Source organism: Pseudomonas sp. LTGT-11-2Z, from assembly GCF_003691445.1.
In the GTDB taxonomy this organism is placed as follows: Bacteria; Pseudomonadota; Gammaproteobacteria; order Pseudomonadales; family Pseudomonadaceae; genus Aquipseudomonas; species Aquipseudomonas monteilii.
The window spans coordinates 3,057,989-3,075,135 of the sequence record NZ_CP033104.1 but is presented as its reverse complement, the minus strand read 5'-3'; the positions used below and the strand labels follow the sequence as shown (position 1 = coordinate 3,075,135).

The following is a 17,147-nucleotide window of genomic DNA, read 5'->3' as shown; positions in this document are numbered from 1 at the left end:
CCGCTCATTTGACCGGGGGCGCTGTCCCGTCAGATGAGCTGACTGGACAAATAGCGCTAGGTCTCCTCCCCACTTGATTCCCATCCCCTCCTCTCACGTCGACTAATCGGCCTGCCTGAGGAGTATTGTGTGCTTAATTTTCGCGGTATCTGGGTTGCACTGGCCACATCTTTTCGTTCGGGACTTGTCGACTTTGTGTAAGTGTCCGGCTAACACACCTTGCGTAGTCGAACGGACGCAAGCCCGGTATCCTTCACCCCAATCACGGTTACCGACTCTGAGGGCGCATTTTGGCAATATCCGTCTATTACACTGCTAGGCGAAAGGCCCCGCTCAGCTCGAACGAGGTAACCGTTATTGAGGAGATTGTTCGTCGCCACTGTGTAGATGATCAAATCGAACGATTCCTCTCCCTCGGCTCTGGCCTGAATTGGGAGTCATTCGATTTCTCAACCAACCTGGAGCCGAGTCGTTTTTTAAAGAAGGCCCTCGTGTTTTCGGGCGCCACTAAGCTCCCTGATAACCAAGAAGACGCATCATGGGTTGGCATACAACATTGGTGTAAGTGCTTATCGGAAATTCGTATCGCGGTGTCTGGTTGCGAATGGAATGTTGCGGTCGAAGACCATGCAATGCAGTGGGATGCGGTGCTCAACTCGTATGACCCGACACGATAAGAAGGGGAGGCGTAAGCGCACACCAACTCAGCGTAATTCAGGCCGGCACCCACTGATGCGGTAGCAGTTGGCCGATCTCACTGGCCTGCTGCATCGGCAGCCGCGTCAGCACATCTTTGAGATAGGCATACGGATCATGCCCATTCATGCGCGCCGACTGGATCAGACTAATGATGGCAGCCGCCCGTTTGCCACTGCGCAGCGACCCGGCAAACAACCAGTTCGAGCGCCCGAGCGCCCAGGGCCGGATCTGGTTCTCCACTTGGTTGTTGTCGATAGGCACAGCCCCATCGTCCAAGTAGCGCGTCAGCGCTACACAGCGTTTCAGACTGTAATCGAGGGCTTTAACTGTGGCTGATCCGTTGGGCACCAGGTCGCGCTGGGCCAACATCCAGTCATGCAGTGTTTTGCTGATCGGTATCGCCAACTCCTGACGGATTCGCCACCGATCTTCATCGCTCATGTCCCGAGCCTGGCGCTCGATCTCGTATAAACCGCCAATCGAATGTAACGCCTGTTCGGCCAACTGGCTTTTGTTCGCGACATGCAGATCAAAAAACTTGCGAGCTGAAGTCGTACACCACGGCTTTGAGCGCCGAAAACGGCGTCGTGCTGTAGGCCCTGACGTAGGCCCGGTGGGTTTTCTTCTCGCCTGGCGCAAGCATTTGAACCGGTGTTTCGTCAGCGTGAATCACGCCCTGGTTCAGCATCACTTCACGCAGTGCATCGACCAACGGCTGGAGCCGCACGCCGGTTTGTCCGACCGACTGGGCCAAGGTCGAGCGAGCAATTGCCAGCCCGGCGCGGCCGAAGATTTTCTCCTGCCGGTAGAGTGGCAAGTGATCGGCAAACTTGGCCACCATCACATGGGCCAGCAAGCCTGCGGTTTGAATCAGGGTTTCGCACTGACGGCAGGCCCATTTGCCACGCACATGTTGCTCAACCGTGAACACGCCCGGCGTGTAATCCAGCTTCTCACTGACGTCTTCGCCAATGCGCTGAAGTTGGCAGCCACAGGCGCACCTGATGTTTTCGGGTTCGTGACGAATCACTGTGCGTGGAAACTGCGGTGGCAATGGCGCAGGTTTCGGGGATTGCCGTGGTTCGGCCTGTGGCGTAGCTGGAAGGAGCTGTTTAAGCTCGGCTTCGATAGCCTCAAGGTCTGTGTCGAGCAAGTCATCCAGCAAGCTGCTTTGCGCCGGGCTGATTTGCTCGCTGCGCTTGGCAAACTAGGGGGATTGACGCTGGGGCAACATCAGTGATCGCCCGCTTGCGGCCCACAGCCTGATTCCCCTGCTTCGCGATACCCTGGATCGGTGTGGCTTGCCGTCCGAGATCTATAGCGCTCATTCGATCCGACGAGGATTTGCTACCTGGGCAGCCAGCTCTGGCTGGGACATCAAGACGCTGACGGAGTACGTTGGCTGGAGTGATATGAAATCAGCACTTCGCTATGTTGAGCCGGCTCAACAGTTTGGCGGTCTTATTAGGAAACTCTAGGGAAAGCCGACAAAGCGTTAGCTGATGACCTGCCCACGCATGGACATGATCGATCCAAACGCTATGCCATAGGTCTGACTGCTCCTGGACGGTAGTGCGTGTATGAGTCCGGTTGAATACAGTGGCTCACTCTGCTCTTGGGCATGCTTTGTAAGATGATGTCAAGAAAATTCCGAATCTTCAAGTTGGGTATTTTCTCTTCGAACCAAGACCATCCCACATCGGGCAGGCGACTGGGGAGTTAGCTAAGGGGTGGTGATGGAGAGGCTCCTAGGGTGGCTGAGTACAGCCGGTACGATTATCATAAGCCCCCAATTGGTCTTGCTAGCATTTGTTAGGGCGATAACATGGATTTTGTAGGAGCTGAGCAGCTGCTCGATGAGTTCCAGCTGTGGAATGACATGGATTCGAAGGCAAAGCGCCGCTACCAGGCCCAGCTCGCACCAGATTTCAGGTTGATGATGTTCTTGCAGCGTGATGAAAATGCTCTTTCTAGCTACTTGGGAGAGCTGCTTGATCCCAACGGTAGCCACGGACAAGGTGATCTTTACCTTACTAAATTTCTTGCTCTCCTCCCTGATACTGGCTTTGCCTTAACACAAGATTTTGTAGCCGCTCATAACGAGTTTCGCCTCCCTAGCCACCGCCGAATGGACATATATTTAAGGTTTCGTAATGGCGGGTTAGCTATTGAGAACAAACCTTGGGCAACCGACCAAAAGTATCAGCTGCTTGACTACGCCAGATACTTGGAAAGCCAGCACACGAAAGGACAATGGCTACTAATCTACCTGAGTAATGGTGAGATCAGCGAGTACACGCTTCCTAAACAGTCATCGGCCGCTCTTACCGAACAAGTTGTAGGTCTGGACTTTTTTCAACTTGCTCGCTGGCTTGAGGACTGCGCTCAGCATACACGCGCACACGCTGTGCGTCTTTTCGTGGAGGCGATTGCGCAATTTGTTCGTGAACAAATTAATGGAGAATTAATTGTGGAGAATGGCCAGGAACTAACTGCACTCATTTTGCGTACCGAAAAGAATGTTAGAGCCGCCTTTCAGATCAGCCAGCAGCTGCACGCAGCAAAGCGGCAGGTTTGGCAAGACTTTCAAGCATCCCTTCGCCAGCAAATCTCACACCTCCACGTGGAGGTTCTAGTCGATGAAGGCTTGGCCGACGGTGCTTCTCATTGCACATTAGGTATACGTTTCAGTCCTGAGGATGTTTGTGGCCCGGCTTGGGCATTTAACAAGCGCAACCATCAGGAGCTCTACTTCGGTATCTGTGCCTGGGGTCAAGAGGAAATTGCTAACATGCGGAACGACGCCATTAGTAAGGCGATGACCGAGTTTTGCGGTATGTCTTCATCAGCACCGACCAAGTGGTGGCCTTGGTGGACATTCGATACTAGAGCATTCAGCGCCTACCCTATCCATTCCAATTGGAACACTGATCCGGATGCCTGGCTTAACTTGATGAATCAGAGTGAAAATGGCTTCGCAGCACAAATCATCGATATAGCCACTCGCTTCAGCCAAGAGTTTAACTTGAGTCTTTTCCGCCGCAAACCCTGAGTAAAAGCACAGCATTTAGCCTTGTAATAGAGAGGGCGACACTGACGCCCCCTCCTGAATGACTCGGCGCAAGTGGAGCGACGCCACGACTCTGTATCTCAGCACTCCGTGAGTCCTTCCTGCTCTGCGTCCTTAAACCTGACAGCCAGGTTAAACGCATGAGACATGAGCCTTGGGAAGAGGTTTGCTTCAGGGTCTTTCTTCGAGTGCCACCGCCCCAAAAAGTCCCGATGCCCGAAGAAAAGCAGGTGAAGCTTTGCCCTTGAGCACGCTACGTTCAATCGCTTCCGATCAAGGATGAAGTTGAGATTGCCCTCGGTGCGCACTGTGGAATAGCAGACGATGTCTGCCTCACTGCCCTGGAAGGCATCAACAGTATCGACAGCAACAGTCAAAGATCCCTTGCAGCCATCGATCCAATCGGCTTTTTTCAGGCTTTTACGGATGCATTCCTTTTGAGCCCCATAGGGCGTGATCACTGCGACTGAAAGAGGGCGATCGACGCGCTGGGCAAGCTCGCTTAGGAATTCGGTAATCCGCAACGCCTCTTCCTTGTTTTCTTGGCTTTTCGAGCCTTTAGGCTGCCGTTGCTTTCCTTTCACATCTACCCAGTAAATTGGCTTCTGCAAGACATAGAGATCGTTGAAATAATCATCTTCGCGTCCGTTGTGCAGTACCCGCTGTCCATTCCTCATGTAGAAAAGCTCGGCAACCAAATTGCCAATCGCAGGCGCCATTCGGTACTGCAGATTGAGCGTCTCACAGCATTGAGCCGGAAGGCGTTCAAACATCAGTTCGAAGAAGCTGTTGTCTAAGAAATTTTCGCGAAGGAACCCGAGCTCTTCAGCAGCCTCGTCCTCCCGAAGCAGCGGAGCAATGCTAGGTGGAAGCTGGTAGTGATCGCCGACTAGGATTATCTTGCGCGAACGAAGGATGGGAATCAGGATTTCGGGAATGGTGGCGCGCCCCGCCTCATCGATGATAGCAACATCAAACTGCAGTTGGTCGATCCCGCCTTTGTTGCTGGCCAGACCCACGCATGTCGCGCCCAGCAGGTTTCGATCAGCAAGCAATGTGATGAAGAACTCATCCTGGTCTGCCTTCGACTGAGCGGCCTGCTTGATTAGGCTTAACCACATATGACACAGAGCAGCCTCATCCTCCGGCAAGCTGACTGCTCCGGCGATCGCACGCTCCTCCAGCTCAGTGATGTAGTCTGAAAACTGGGCATCGAAACCTGACGGCCTGATCTCTGCACTCATCTTTTCTGGGTTGCCGATACGAATCATACGAATCGGGTTATCAAAGCTATCAGCATGCTGTTTGAGGAATTTACTCAACGCGTTGTCGACAGCCGAGTTCTGCTGAGAAACGACCAATATGCGTAAATCCTGGCGTTGACGATAAAGCTGATAGAGCATTTCGACGATGGCTGTCGTCTTCCCTGCCCCTGGAGGGCCCTGTATCAAGGCGATATTGCGCTCCTTCAGCGCCAACTGGACAACACGCCTTTGGCTTTCGTCTAGAGGCCCAGACCAAGCAAGCTCTCTTTCTCGACTATCTTGCTCGGCAAGATAATGTTCAGGGGAAAGCAGTATATTTTTTAGTGCTGGGTTAACCAGCTGGTCGTTGAAAAAATCTTCGAGCGCTTGGGCTTGGCGTTTTAGGGCAGTGCTTGTAACCGTCACCACTAAACGGAGCATCATGGCTTCGTCTTCTGGGAGCGGGAATTCCCCGTCTATGCTGATGCTATCTTTGGAACATGAATATAAGGGAGATCTTCGACGATCGGTCGCCAAAATGAACTCGCTCCGCGCTTCATCCCATTTGTACAGGCGCACGCAGAAGTCCTGGTTGAGCTTGTTCCGTGGATCAAGCACTTCCTTCAGTTTTTCAACTGTCTGATCGAATCCGTCGAGCTCAGCGTAAGACAAGCGATCCCTGGACAAGCGAAGGCTTTCATCCTCGAGCTGCACCAAGGCGCTTGCCTGGAAGCTCACCGACGAAACTTCCTCCCTGCTGCGTTGATAGGCAATTACCTGCTCCCAACGCTGGTAGAAGCGGCTTTGAGCTAGCCGCTGCGGTGAGTCCTTCATATCCAAGGCTGTTTGGGCACAGAAACTGAGAAACTCATCTACGCCATCGCGCCATCCAACCTGTCCTCTGGCAGCCAAATTTCGCTCGATGAGCGTAAAGCGGAAAGGAGTATCAATCCCTATCTGCAACGCCCCTGTCTGAGTGGCCTTGATAACCTCGAGCATCTCGTAATTCGCTGAGGGCTGGCATTCAATGCGTACGGACGATTTGGCTAGAGAAATTGTTCCGGTTAAGCTGGAAAAGTCGAGAAGCGTCCATGGCTCGTCAGAATCGAAAAATTTCTGATCAGAGATTTCGCTAAGGAGCGCCTCATCTACAGCAACGTAGAGTTGCTGATATGACTGCACGCTGCGAGTATGGTAATCAAACTCACTAACTTCAATATGAGTCGGCCTTTCCTCAAAAGGGTTTTGCTGCAAGCAGAGGTCGTAGTGGGTTAAGTGTACCAGCACCTTTTGGCCGACCAGCAATCGAACACCGGGATGTTTGAGCTGACTGCTTGGAAGCCTGGCTTTGATGGCACCATCGAAAAGCGTCCCCACCACCCCTTGCTTGACTGTGTGGTCGACTATGAGCGATGCAGCTTCACCTGTCATTATGTGATTGTAATAAAGCAGTCCTCTGGCAACACATCCACTGAAGGATCCATTTTCCCAGCGGCGATTAATCAGGACAGGAATCTCGTCCTTATAAGGTAGCGCCAGGGCTTTCTGAGCAACGCTATCTTTTCCGAAAGAGACGCGATGACCAAACCGCGGCAGAGGTTTTCCGACCTCATTCATAGCGAGCAGTACCAGCTTGCCCGGGTATAGCCATTCAAGGGGAAGCAGTGGCTCAGCTGTTTCGACCTCAAGGAGTGCTTCGTACTGGCTCCGTGCCAATAGACCATCAATCTCAGATGCCGCGTAGGACAGGTACTTTTCGTACTCTTTCATTCGCACGATGGCATCTTCGATGCGCGCATACTCCCGGCGCAGTGCTGACTTGCGATACGGGCTTGACGTCTTGTCGCGAACCTCCATGCCGATCATTGTCTCAAGCTCTAGAAGCACTTGAGGGACGCCAGCAACCGCTTCGCGATTGTCTTGAATGACTTGCCGTAGCAATTGAGCATGCTCAAGAGCCATGGCTTTGTATTCTTGCCTGAGAGACTCGTCTTGCCTTTCTTTAGCCGCACGTGCACGGCTGCGGATGTCAGCTGTTTTCCGCCTCTCCTCCCTCTGCTTACGCTCTTCTTCCTCGGTCATGGTGTTAGCGACCCAGCTAAATACTTTGGCGGTTGCCATGACCATAAGGCCAGCCGCGACGAGGAAGGGAATAGCCATGACTTACTCCTGACCTCCGTACAGCAAGAGAGCAGCTTCTTGAGCTGTGATTTCCTTTGCTTCGAGCTGCTTCAGGATCCGATCTTCCTTACTGACTTTGCTGTCCAGCGACGCCATCGCATGCTCATGGCTATTGTCAGCCTGTCGACCTTGAGTTTCGAGTTCATGCATACGCTCATGATGCTCCCTCAAATGCTGCTGATCTCGTAGATGAGCTTCTTGGAGCTGTTGCTCTCCAAGGCGAATCGCACGCTCGCCATCAATGAGCGCCCTCTCAGTAATTAGGCTCTCTTTCTTGTAGTCGGCAAATGCCTTGAAGGCATCTGCAGAGGCATTTGCCATCTCCATTGCCTGGGAGAAATTGATCCCCCCTCCTCCTTTTTTACCAGCTGGCTTCTTAGGTGCTGGCTTGGAAGGGGTAGGTTTGCTTGGAGCTTTCATTCGTTCTCTCCCGTAGGGCTCAGAAGAAGTGCCAAGGTGGCATCAATGCACCTGTCAAGGCACACCTGTAAGGCGACGAGTTCCTGGAAATTCCCTAGCTCTCGACGCTCCGCTTGTAGCAAAACGTGTTGCCGTCTAAGGCTATTGAGTTGCCGCTCTACCGTCTTGGCAGTGAGTGCCTTCGTATTTTGAGCCCCTGCGAGAGCTTGAGTAATCCTCTTGGCCCGTTCCGCTCGATCGCGCTGAATGATCTTCAATTCACCCTCACCCAAACGCAGTTGCTGAGCCAAAGTCACCTCAAGCTGCTCGTTGAACGCTCGGATCTGCGCTGTCACTTCACGGGCGGCACAGTAGCGCAGGTAGCTGGAGCCGGCTTCAATCACAGCTACCACTGCGTCAATCCATACAGCCGTCGGGTTGAGTTTGGCGACGCCGCCTACACCCCGTGCAAGCAGAATCGCTCCGTATCGGCGTGTTTGAGTATCCTGAAACGCTTGATCCATGACGCTGGCAAAAATGTCGACGGTTTTCATTGATCACCACTGACAACGTGCAGGCCTTCCAGGTTAAGGCTTTGCTCTACAGCCCTCCAGTTGAACCCTAGGTGCTGCCAGCGATCCTCCAATACATGTTTCCGATTGATAACGGAAGAAACGCAGTCTTCCGAGGAAGCCACCTCATAGAACAGCTGCTCTATCACTTGCTCTCGAACGATGGTATCTACGATAGGCCACACCCAAGGTGTATCCGGTGACTCAGATAAAATAATCTCGTCTGAGCACTCATCGTCATAGTCAAGAAACGTGGTGAACCGCAGTTGGTTCGGTGGTAGGAGCTGGGAGAGATGGTGAGGTGCATCGGCGGGCAGGCTGTAGCGGGTCGAAAGGCAGATCACCGGGCTCGCGAATTTGAATTCACACCCCTGCTTACGACTGACGAACTGCGACTCCAGGTTCACTTCGATCGCTTGATCACTCTTGGCGCTTTCAGCATCGAGTCGAACTTGAAGCACCCATTCTGTTGGAATGAATTTGGCATCTTTGAAGCAGCTATAAAAATCTTCAAATGCTATCGAAAGGTACTGGTCTGGACACATCATGATGCGCTTCTTCTGACGCTCACAGTCCTCATTCCAGTCCGCAGTGGGCCACCGACGGGGTTTTCCGTCACCTCGATGCCATTGGCGAATAACAAAATCCTGCTCGTCCAGAGCAACGGTTTGAAGCGTATGGGCGCCGCAGAAAGAATGCGTCTTGTAGGCTCCGTCCAGCCAGAGTGACCGAGATTGCCGGACAGCAATAAACCTATCCCGAACAGCACCCCTGCGATGAAGCCACTGATCCGAGTCATGTTACGTTCCTGTAAAAAGATGCCGAGCGACGAACACAGTGACAAAACCGGTCGCCATGAAACACAGCGTCGCCACTGCCGAACGAGGAGACAGCCGCGACAGGCCGCACACCCCATGACCGCTGGTGCAGCCGCCACCGTAGCGAGTACCCAGGCCGACCAGCAGCCCTGCGGCCATCAGCACCCAAGGTGCGCTGGTGAACTGCACAGTAGGAAGCGACGCGAACGCCTGCCACAACAACGGTGCAGCGAAGATTCCCAGCAAGAACGCCGCTTTGTCACCACGCCCCTCCCCTGCACGCTGCAACATCGAAGCGAGCAACCCACTAATACCGGCTACCCGTCCGTTGCACATGGCGAACAGACCTGCTGCCAGACCAATCAGCGCGCCCCCTCCGAGTGCCGACCATGGTGTGAAAGCATTCACATCAATAAACATTGCAGTGCTCCAACTCTTGATGTCCTGATGACAGCAAACTTTATCTTAGCGCTGGGCCAGCGCGTTTGAAATCCAGCACGGAGGCAGCTCATCGTGTCTTTGGACACTGTCGATGACTTCATCGAAAAATACTACGACCACATGGAGTCGGAGGAAAACATCTTCTTTCCAGCAGCGTTGCCTCGAACAGTTCGAACTAGCGCCTGAAGAAGCCCGGGCGACGGTGCCTTGATTCGCAGTTCAGTTCTGGTCGATCGCCATCCAGTTAGTGCCATTGTTGTTTTATTTCCTGCCATTGACTGTTTGAAAGCCATTGTTCTGCCGCTCAAGCAGATGCTTTCTCAGGGAAGCCTGGGGGCGTTCTTGAACGGGACCTCTCAGAATCTCACTGGGTGCACCTCACTTCAGCGCCGCAATGAAGCTGTCTTGCAGCACTTCAAGCAGGAAGTCCGCATTGGCCCGGCTGAAAATCATGGAAGGACGCATTTTCAGCACGTTGTCATGCGGGCCTTCGGTACCGATCAATACGCCGCGCTCTCTGGCGCCATCGGCAACTTTCCTGGCCAAGGCCGTGGCCGGAGCCTTCGACGTGCGGTCCGTGACCAACACGACGCCGAGGAACAGGCCCAACCCGCGTACATCACCAATCACCTCGAATTGCTGCTGAAGTTTGCCCAAACCCTCAAGCAGGTAATTGCCGATGCGCAAGGCGTTCTCTTTCAACTGGTCGCGCTCGATTGCATTGAGCACCGCCAGGCCCACCGCACACGACACAGGGTTGCCGGCGAACGTATTGAAATACTCCATGCCGTTGTTGAAAGCATCGGCAACCTCGCGCGTGGTCACCACCGCCGACATCGGGTGGCCGTTACCAATCGGTTTGCCCATGGTGACAGCATCCGGCACTACGCCTTGGGTCTCGAACGCCCACCAGTGGCTACCGACACGGCCAAACCCGACCTGCACCTCATCGGCCAGGCACAGCCCACCTTCGGCGCGAACCATCGCGTATACCTCCTTGAGGTAATGCTCGGGCAGGAACACCTGCCCCGCCACGCTGGGGATCGACTCGGCAAGGAAGAACCCCGGGCCCTTGCCGGCTTTGCGCATGGCGTCCAGCTGCTCTGCCACCGACTCGGCAAACCGCTTGCCGTGCTCTTCCAATGGCCAGTGCTCGGGCGCGTAGTAGCTGTCTGGAACCACCGCCTCGTATACGTGCGCCGCCCTGCCCTTGCCGGCTTTGCGCTTGTACTTGTAAGGGCTCAGGTCGATGAGTTCTTGCGTGGTGCCATGGTAAGCCCAGTCCAGCACGATCGCCTGGTCGCTACCGGTGTAGTTGCGCGCCATGCGCAGCATGAGGCTGTTGGCTTCACTGCCCGAGCAGCCGAATGACGCCACACAAAGGCCCTCTGGCAACGTGCCGGTCAGCCGCTCGGCGTACTCCACGATGTTGTCGTGCAGGTAACGGGTGTTGGTGTTAAGTCGTGCAGCCTGGCGGCTCAAGGCGTCGACCACGTCGGGATGGCTATGGCCCAAGTGACACACGTTGTTGAAGCAATCCAGGTAGGCCCGCCCGAAGTTGTCGATCAGCCATACGCCATCGCCGCGCACGAACTTGATCGGGTCGGTGTACGAAATTGACAAGTTCGGTAGCAGCAGCTCTTTACGCTTGGCAATGATCTGGGCCTTGGTCATTCCCTGCTGGTTGTAGGTTTCTGGCGGGATGCCGGCCAAGGTCGAGGCATCAGGGAACAGGTCTGCCCACACTTCGCGGTACTCGGGCTCTCCAACGCCAATGACCTCACTCGCGCTCAGCTGGGTATCGGTGGTCATCTGCAGATGCAGGTGAGGAATCCAGCCGCCGTTTTCATTATCGGTGCCCATGTAGCCCACCAGGTCGCCGGCGTCGAGCTTGTCACCGGCCTTCAAGCGGCTGAGCGCCTCGTGGGCCAGGTGCCCCCACAGGGTCAGGAATGGCGGGCAACCTGGCGGGCTGTGCTCGATCATCACCAGCCCACCATAGCCCAGCGGGTCGGATTCAACCTCAACGCTTTTGACGGTGCCAGGGACCGGAGCGTACAACGGCGTACCGGCGGGCATCACCAGATCGACCCCTACATGCAAAGTGCGGCGCTGCCCCTTGATAAAGCGCGACTCGAAAGCGCTGTCCGTATAAATGGTACGCAACTCACCCCATGGCCCGATGGCCAGCGGCACGTTGTGCGCGGCAGAGAACGCATTCCACCAGCGCGTCGCATCGGCAGGCCGCTGCTCGGCTGAGGCGATGGTCATTTCGTGGCTGGCGTCGCCAAACGGCGCGATCACCTTGTTGAGGACGGCGGCTGACGGGCGCACCAGGTCGGCAAATGATGTGTGGTTATCGGCGATCCAGCGGCGCACTGCGCCCGCCCCCTCGATGGCATCGAAACCGCAGGCTTTGCGCAGGATGCCTGTAGCCAGCCGTGGATTCATCGAATCAAGCTGTTCCAGCAGGCGCCAGGCTGGCGCTTCACTGATCGCCAGGTAAGGGTTGTCTTCTGTCTGATCTTGCCGGGAAGCGGAGAAAGTAACGCTGATGACCAGGCGCATGGCAATCAGGTTGAACAGCACGTCAAGCTCTTGCGCTTGCAATGGGTACTTTTCATGGAATCCGGCCACCAGCGCTGCGGCAGCGCCGATCGGGTCGTCCATGTCGAGAATGGCGTAAGCACTGGCGATCGCGACCTCGGCAATCAGCACGGTATGCACGGCATCGCCAAAGTCGATGAAGCCGGTCACATGGCGGGTGGTTTCGGCATCGACCAGGATGTTCCAGTCGTTGGCGTCATTGTGGATCACCTGCGCCCTGAGTGATGCCAGCCGGGGCTGTACAGTGTGTTCGAACCGGGTGATAAAACGCTCGACAATGGCCCGGCGCTCGGGGCTTTTGATGTGGTGCAAGCGCGAACGGGAGCGTGCGGCATGGCGCAAGTCCCAGTCCAGATCACGGACGGCACCAGGGTGCATGAACCCCTGCAGGGCGCGGTCAAGTTCACCGAGTGCCCGACCAAAGTTGCTCATCAGCGCGAAAGATCGCTTGGCCTCGGCAAGTGGCGTACCGACCAACCAGCTGACCAAGCGCATCGCATGCTGCTCACCTGAGGCGCTGGCCACGGACGGCAGGTAGTCACCCGCCACACTGGCGCGAAGGTGAGGCACACCCAGGTGCGCGCCATGCACGGCCAGATGATCGAGCAGCGCGGTTTGAAACTCGCTTTCTACCCGGGGTTCGCTGGCGTTGACGATTTTCAGTATCCAGCCCGCATCGACGCCCGTATCCAACCGGTAATTGCGGTCCCGCTCCCCGTCCAGGGGGGTTGCTGTAGCGGTGACATTGAAAAAATCTTTTGCGAGGCCCTCTGCATCGCTTGCCGAAAACCGAGGTGCCGGGTGGGAAAGGTCTGTCATATCATCACGTTCCGAGCGAGCAAATTGTTTTTCAATAGCTTGTCATGCACTGCCGAAACCGACACCCTGCATACGGTCGGGATCGACAGGCATTATGCCGGTACCGACCGGCATAATGACGGCGAGCTTATCAGGTGGTGCAATGCGTGAACTGGACGCAAAAGATCGTGAGATTCTTGAAGTACTTTCGAAGGACGCGCGCATTGCGCTGAAGGCATTAGCCGGCCGCATAGGCCTTTCCAGAAGCGCCACTACCGAGCGTGTGGCCAACCTTGAACGCAGCGGGATCATTCGAGGATACCGTGCGGATATCGGCGAGATAGACGCCAATGTCATACGCGCGATACTGCTGGTGACCTTGCAGCGCACACCTGCCATGGGGCTGCTCGACCAGTTGGCAACGGACGCACGCGTGCGGCGGGTTTCCTCGGTGAGTGGGCAGCTTGACCTGGTGGTTGAGGTGGAAACCCGGACAATCGACGACCTCAATCAGGTGCGCGACAACGTGGCACGTCACGAATCGGTGGATGACATTACCACGTCGGTTGTCCTGCGCCGTGATATCGACCGCCAGGGCGCCTGATCATCCACGCATGGTTGCCCAGGCCGGCCTTTGCGCCGGCAAGCCAGCTTGCACAGCGGCGCACGAGCGCTCAACGCGATAGCAGTACGCGGTCAATCTCGCCAACCACCTGCCGCGTCGCGTCTTCGATAGCCCCTTCATTACGGCACAACACCCAGCCGTGCTTTACGAGCGCACGCTCGAAAGCCTCGGTGCAGGCAACCTGTTCATCCAGGTTGTATATCACCGTACTGCCCAGGCCACGCGTGCGTGCCGTAGCCCTTGCCCACGAGGTTTCAGGGGCAGTGACAACCCCGACATGCAAATCTGGCACTTGCACGCTTAGGTCGAGGTTCAATCGCAAGATCTGGTCAAACGGCACCGTGCGGCGAAACGCGGCGTCAGAGGGGTACCAGCGATCAATCAGGACGATGCTGTCGGCTGGCTGCTTGGGCAGTACGTGCCGGGAAATCCAGGCGCGGCTTTCAGCGAAGCGCTCGCACACCCTTAATTCCAGATCTCGGCAAGGGTTTCTGGCGAGCTTGTTGACCAGCGCCATGGTTTCGCCCCGGTAGGGATCGCTCTTTTTTTCGCAAAGGCGGATCACCTTTTTCCCGTCCACTCTCAGGGCTTGGGTGACGGCCTCCAGCAGCGTGGTCTTGCCGGTGCCTTTAGGCCCATCGATGGAAACAAACAGCGGGCGAATCATCGTTCAATACCAGTTGGCTCAGGTGCGGATGAGACCATTGATCGCCGCTTGCCTTCAAGGCATATCGACAAGAGCACATCTGTACTCCACCGGTAAAAGGCGGCACATGCCGCCTTCTCGTCCGTTCCTCCTGCGCGGCTATACGTCGAAGGCGATGGCGCACGGCTGGGCATCTCGCCAGAAACCATCAAGGTGCACCGGCGCCACCTGTACGCGAAACTGAATATCTCGCCTCACCCTGAACTGTTTTCGATGTTCATCCGTGAGCTGGGGTTCGCTGATGATCGAGGGGAACACCCGTCATAAGCCAGCAAGGCCCTTTTCGCCTCGCTATGCCAAAGGCGGGCATGCCTGCTAGGCTGACGTTGGCGGCCCTGCTGGCAGCCTCCTCATCCCCCACAGGCACGGCCCATGACATTCAACCCCCAAGTAAACCTGACCAACTGCGACCGCGAGCCTATTCAGATACCTGGCAGCATCCAGCCCCATGGTTGCCTGCTGGCGTGCGATGCCTCGGCCACCGTCGTTTTGCGTCATTCGGCCAATGCCCCACAAATGCTGGGCGTAGCAAGCGACATCAACGGCCAGAAGCTGCATGCGGTGCTCGGGGATGAAGTGGCGCATACCCTGCGCAACGCGCTGGCCCGCACCCGGGAGGCCTCGCGGCCGGCGCACAGCTTCGGTGTGAAACTGCCCAGCGGCGAGGCTGTCGACATTGCCGCCCACGTGTTCAAAGGCACGGCTATCCTCGAGTTCGAGCCCGCTGGCGCGAGCATTGCCGAGCCAATCGAGCTGGCCCGCACGCTGATCGCCCAACTGCGCGACATCGACCAGACCAGCAAGCTGTTCCGCGATGCTGCCCGCTTTGTCCGGGCCGTGCTCGGTTACGACCGGGTGATGATCTACCAATTGGGTGCCGACGGCGCCGGCAAGGTGGTTGCAGAGGCTAGGCGCAGCGACCTTGAAAGCTTCATGGGCCAGTATTTCCCGGCCTCCGACATCCCCCAGCAGGCCCGCGCACTTTACCTGCGCAACCCGATCCGGGTGATCTCGGATGCCCAGTTCAAGACAGTCGCCATCGACCCGGTGCTCGACCCCTCGGGCGAGCCGCTCGACCTTTCCTATGCGCACTTGCGCAGCGTCTCGCCGATCCACTGCGAATACCTGTGCAACATGGGCGTGGGGGCCTCCATGTCGATTTCGGTCATCGTCAATGGAGAGCTGTGGGGGATGATCGCCTGCCACCACTATGCACCACGCACGCTGTCCATGGGACAACGTGTGGCGGCGGAAATGTTCGGCGAATTCTTCTCGCTGCATATCGAGACCCTGCGCAGCCGGCAAAAGCTTGAAGCCGCCGTACACGTTCACAAAGCGTTGGACAGCATGCTGCTTGACGCCAACCGGGCTGCAGACATCGACGGGTTCTTCCGTGCGCGCCTGCCCCGGCTTATGTCGCTGATCCCCTGCGACGGCATCGGCATGTCGCTGCAAGGCCGCTGGTCATCCGCCGGGCTGACGCCGCCCACATCGGCGGTTCCCGACCTGCTGCGCCTGGCAGATATTGTCAGCGCTGGCCGTACCTGGGCGTCCAACCGCCTGTCGATGGTGCTGCCTGCGGCCCAGGCGTACTTTACCGATGTGTCTGGCGTACTGATCATACCGATGTCGCAGCAGCCGAGGGATTACCTGATCTTCTTCCGCAAGGAAGTGGTCGAGACACTCGACTGGGCCGGGGACCCGAACAAGACCTATGACAGCGGCGCATTGGGCGACCGCCTGACACCACGGAAAAGCTTTGCGATCTGGAAAGAAACCGTTCACCAGCAGTCACTGCCCTGGACCGAGCAGGACCGCCAGTTTGGCGACGCCATCCGTACCGCTATCGTCGAGGTGGTGCTGTATAACAGCGAGTTGCTGGCCAGCGAGCGTTCGAAGGCAGAAGTGCGCCAGCGCATCCTCAATGAAGAGCTCAACCACAGGGTCAAGAACATTCTGTCGTTGATTGGCGCGCTGGTTGCCCACCCGACCTCGGAGAGCCAGACACTGCAGGACTACGTGGCGACATTGAAGGGGCGCATCCATGCGCTGTCCCTCGCTCACGACCAGGTGGTACGCGGTGACGGTGGCGGGCGACTGGCCAAGCTGCTGGAGGCAGAGCTTTCACCCTACCGCACCGCCGCCGGAGTGATTGAACTGCAAGGCCCGAACGTTATCCTGGATGCCCGCGCCTACTCGGTCATGGCCTTGGTGCTGCACGAACTGGCAACCAATGCTGCCAAATACGGCGCGTTGTCGCGGGCGAGCGGCAAACTTGCCGTAAGCTGGGCCATCGACGCCTCCCACGGCTGCAGCATTACCTGGCGCGAAAGCGGCGGGCCAACGGTTCACCCGCCCAGCCGTAATGGCTTTGGCTCGGTGCTGATAGAACGCAGCATTCCGTTCGACCTGGGTGGCACCAGCACCGTGGAATATCACGCCGAAGGCGTGCAAGGGTTGTTCAGAATTCCTGCAAAACACCTGTCCGTGGCCGAAGCGGCCGACCCTGTGAGCACATCCGCGCCGGTTACCCGTGAAGCCGATGCCTTTGCCGCCCTGCCGGGCTTGTGCGTGCTGATCCTTGAAGACCAGTTGGTGATCGCGGTTGGCCTTGAGCAGATTCTCAACGATGCACAGATCAAGGACGTGATGACCGCCAGTTCCGAGGATGAGGCCATGCGCTTGATTAGCAGCCGCACACCGGACGCCGCGATACTGGATGTGAACCTGGGAACAGGGACGTCGATTTCCGTCGCCGATGAACTGCAGCGCCGGCAAATTCCGTTTCTGTTCGCTACCGGCTATGGCGACGGCATCAGCATTCCCGAGCATCTGCAGGATGTGCCCGTAACCCGCAAGCCCTATGACGCCAACAGCATCCTGACCAGTCTGCAGGCCCTGGTTGATCGCTGAGAGAAGGGATTCTGAACGGAAGGAGGGAGCGCAAGCCGCTCCAGGGAACGGCGCCAGCCTTGAGGTGGCGCCGT

Annotated in this window: 11 protein-coding genes and 2 pseudogenes; 5 read left to right on the top strand and 8 right to left on the bottom strand. The window is 56.7% G+C overall.

The window, feature by feature from the left end:
* Positions 1-714: 714 nt before the first annotated feature.
* Positions 715-1,906, bottom strand: a pseudogene (locus D8767_RS14310) (transposase); the annotation flags it as partial.
* 25 nt (positions 1,907-1,931) lie between these two features.
* On the opposite strand from D8767_RS14310, the gene D8767_RS14305 reads away from it, so the two are divergent.
* Positions 1,932-2,177, top strand: coding sequence for a tyrosine-type recombinase/integrase (locus D8767_RS14305; protein WP_122048314.1), 246 nt, complete (start codon positions 1,932-1,934; stop codon positions 2,175-2,177).
* A 347-nt stretch (positions 2,178-2,524) separates the two neighbouring features.
* Positions 2,525-3,751 carry a PD-(D/E)XK nuclease family protein gene (locus D8767_RS14300; RefSeq protein WP_232860030.1) on the top strand — a complete coding sequence of 409 codons (1,227 nt, stop codon included), beginning with the start codon at positions 2,525-2,527 and terminating at the stop codon, positions 3,749-3,751.
* 98 nt (positions 3,752-3,849) lie between these two features.
* On the opposite strand, the gene D8767_RS14295 is transcribed toward D8767_RS14300, so the two are convergent.
* The 6 genes from D8767_RS14295 to D8767_RS14265 form a co-directional block, all read right to left on the bottom strand.
* Positions 3,850-7,173: a DEAD/DEAH box helicase gene (locus tag D8767_RS14295; protein ID WP_122048313.1), complete on the bottom strand. Its 3,324-nt coding sequence runs from the start codon at positions 7,171-7,173 to the stop codon at positions 3,850-3,852.
* Between the two features lie 3 nt (positions 7,174-7,176).
* A complete protein-coding gene (locus tag D8767_RS14290) occupies positions 7,177-7,614 on the bottom strand; it encodes a hypothetical protein (RefSeq protein WP_122048312.1) in 438 nt (145 codons plus the stop codon).
* Positions 7,611-8,147 carry a hypothetical protein gene (locus D8767_RS14285; protein WP_122048311.1) on the bottom strand — a complete coding sequence of 179 codons (537 nt, stop codon included), beginning with the start codon at positions 8,145-8,147 and terminating at the stop codon, positions 7,611-7,613. Before D8767_RS14285 ends, D8767_RS14290 begins: the two co-directional genes overlap by 4 nt.
* Positions 8,144-8,713, bottom strand: a complete 570-nt coding sequence (locus D8767_RS14280; RefSeq protein ID WP_122048310.1) for a hypothetical protein — start codon at positions 8,711-8,713, stop codon at positions 8,144-8,146. The genes D8767_RS14285 and D8767_RS14280 overlap by 4 nt, the downstream gene beginning before the upstream one ends.
* 252 nt (positions 8,714-8,965) lie before the next feature.
* Positions 8,966-9,403: a YeeE/YedE family protein gene (locus D8767_RS14270; RefSeq protein ID WP_016714077.1), complete on the bottom strand. Its 438-nt coding sequence runs from the start codon at positions 9,401-9,403 to the stop codon at positions 8,966-8,968.
* A gap of 399 nt (positions 9,404-9,802) precedes the next feature.
* Positions 9,803-12,850: an aminotransferase class III-fold pyridoxal phosphate-dependent enzyme gene (locus D8767_RS14265; protein WP_063977480.1), complete on the bottom strand. Its 3,048-nt coding sequence runs from the start codon at positions 12,848-12,850 to the stop codon at positions 9,803-9,805.
* A 142-nt stretch (positions 12,851-12,992) separates the two neighbouring features.
* Here D8767_RS14265 and D8767_RS14260 point away from each other — a divergent pair, with 142 nt between their 5' ends.
* On the top strand, positions 12,993-13,433 hold the full coding sequence (locus D8767_RS14260; protein ID WP_016714074.1) for an Lrp/AsnC family transcriptional regulator: 441 nt from the start codon (positions 12,993-12,995) through the stop codon (positions 13,431-13,433).
* Between the two features lie 70 nt (positions 13,434-13,503).
* On the opposite strand, the gene D8767_RS14255 is transcribed toward D8767_RS14260, so the two are convergent.
* On the bottom strand, positions 13,504-14,121 hold the full coding sequence (locus D8767_RS14255) for a dTMP kinase (RefSeq protein ID WP_016714073.1): 618 nt from the start codon (positions 14,119-14,121) through the stop codon (positions 13,504-13,506).
* 127 nt (positions 14,122-14,248) lie between these two features.
* Here D8767_RS14255 and D8767_RS14250 point away from each other — a divergent pair.
* Together D8767_RS14250 and D8767_RS14245 are read left to right on the top strand one after the other, a co-directional pair.
* Positions 14,249-14,427: pseudogene (locus tag D8767_RS14250) on the top strand (helix-turn-helix transcriptional regulator); the annotation flags it as partial.
* A gap of 105 nt (positions 14,428-14,532) precedes the next feature.
* Positions 14,533-17,073 carry an HWE histidine kinase domain-containing protein gene (locus tag D8767_RS14245; RefSeq protein WP_016714072.1) on the top strand — a complete coding sequence of 847 codons (2,541 nt, stop codon included), beginning with the start codon at positions 14,533-14,535 and terminating at the stop codon, positions 17,071-17,073.
* Positions 17,074-17,147 lie beyond the last annotated feature (74 nt).

Coding starts and splice junctions, on each gene's coding strand:
- D8767_RS14300 (WP_232860030.1), top strand. CDS start 2,525: ATGGATTTTGTAGGAGCTGAGCAGCTGCTCGATGAGTTCCAGCTGTGG.
- D8767_RS14295 (WP_122048313.1), bottom strand. CDS start 7,173: ATGGCTATTCCCTTCCTCGTCGCGGCTGGCCTTATGGTCATGGCAACC.
- D8767_RS14290 (WP_122048312.1), bottom strand. CDS start 7,614: ATGAAAGCTCCAAGCAAACCTACCCCTTCCAAGCCAGCACCTAAGAAG.
- D8767_RS14285 (WP_122048311.1), bottom strand. CDS start 8,147: ATGAAAACCGTCGACATTTTTGCCAGCGTCATGGATCAAGCGTTTCAG.
- D8767_RS14280 (WP_122048310.1), bottom strand. CDS start 8,713: ATGATGTGTCCAGACCAGTACCTTTCGATAGCATTTGAAGATTTTTAT.
- D8767_RS14270 (WP_016714077.1), bottom strand. CDS start 9,403: ATGTTTATTGATGTGAATGCTTTCACACCATGGTCGGCACTCGGAGGG.
- D8767_RS14265 (WP_063977480.1), bottom strand. CDS start 12,850: ATGACAGACCTTTCCCACCCGGCACCTCGGTTTTCGGCAAGCGATGCA.
- D8767_RS14260 (WP_016714074.1), top strand. CDS start 12,993: ATGCGTGAACTGGACGCAAAAGATCGTGAGATTCTTGAAGTACTTTCG.
- D8767_RS14255 (WP_016714073.1), bottom strand. CDS start 14,121: ATGATTCGCCCGCTGTTTGTTTCCATCGATGGGCCTAAAGGCACCGGC.
- D8767_RS14245 (WP_016714072.1), top strand. CDS start 14,533: ATGACATTCAACCCCCAAGTAAACCTGACCAACTGCGACCGCGAGCCT.